The following is a 905-nucleotide window of genomic DNA, read 5'->3' as shown; positions in this document are numbered from 1 at the left end:
CGGGGGCCCGGCTATCCTCGGCCCTCGACGGCGGCGCGCGGTGGACCACCGGTCGGCGCCGCGGTACCGGGGCCGGTCCGTCGTCCGGACACCTGGCGAGCGGAGGTCGAGACTGCCGGTGGCCCAGATCCTGCTGCTGACGAACGCGCTGGCCCCGTCCACGGACGTGCTGCCCGCCCTGGGGCTGCTGCCCCACTCGGTGCGCGTGCTGCCGGCGGAGGCCTCGGTCCTCGTGGACGGACCCCGGGCCGACGCTGTGCTCGTCGACGGGCGCCGGGAGCTCGCCGCGGCGCGCACGCTGTGCCGGGTGCTGCGCACGACCGGCCTCACCCAGCCCCTGCTGCTCGTCCTCACCGAGGGCGGGATGGCCGCGGTGGCCGCGGACTGGGGCGCCGACGACGTCGTCCTCGACACCTGCGGCCCGGCCGAGCTGGAGGCGCGGCTGCGCCTGGCGGCGGGACGCGCCCGCCTCGCCGGGGAGGAGGCCGACCAGGACCGGCCGAGCGAGATCCGCGCGGGCGACATCACGATCGACGAGGTCTCCTACACGGCCCGGGTGCGCGGCCGGGTGCTGGACCTGACCTACAAGGAGTTCGAGCTGCTCAAGCACCTCGCCCAGCACCCGGGGCGGGTCTTCACCCGCGCCCAGCTGCTGCAGGAGGTGTGGGGCTACGACTACTTCGGCGGCACCCGCACGGTCGACGTCCACGTGCGGCGGCTGCGGGCGAAGCTGGGCGCCGAGCACGAGAGCTCCATCGGCACGGTCCGCAACGTCGGGTACCGCTTCGTCCGCTCCGGCCGGGAGGACGGCTCGCTGGAGCCCGACGCGGTCGCCGACGCGGGGACCCGGGACTACTCCGCCTACCGCGAGTACGCCCCCCGCTTCGTCTCCGAGTTCGGGTTCC

The 905-nt window shown here is 75.9% G+C and carries 1 protein-coding gene; it reads left to right on the top strand.

Annotated elements, in window-relative coordinates:
• Positions 1–118 precede the first annotated feature (118 nt).
• Positions 119–905, top strand: a 787-nt coding sequence (locus ABEB16_RS08255) for a winged helix-turn-helix domain-containing protein (RefSeq protein WP_345711782.1), incomplete at its 3' end; no start/stop codon positions are given.

The sequence above is a fragment of the Kineococcus glutinatus genome (genome assembly GCF_039542765.1).
In the GTDB taxonomy this organism is placed as follows: Bacteria; Actinomycetota; Actinomycetes; order Actinomycetales; family Kineococcaceae; genus Kineococcus_A; species Kineococcus_A glutinatus.
The sequence above is the reverse complement of the archived record's forward strand: the minus strand, read 5'-3'. Positions and strand labels throughout refer to the sequence as shown.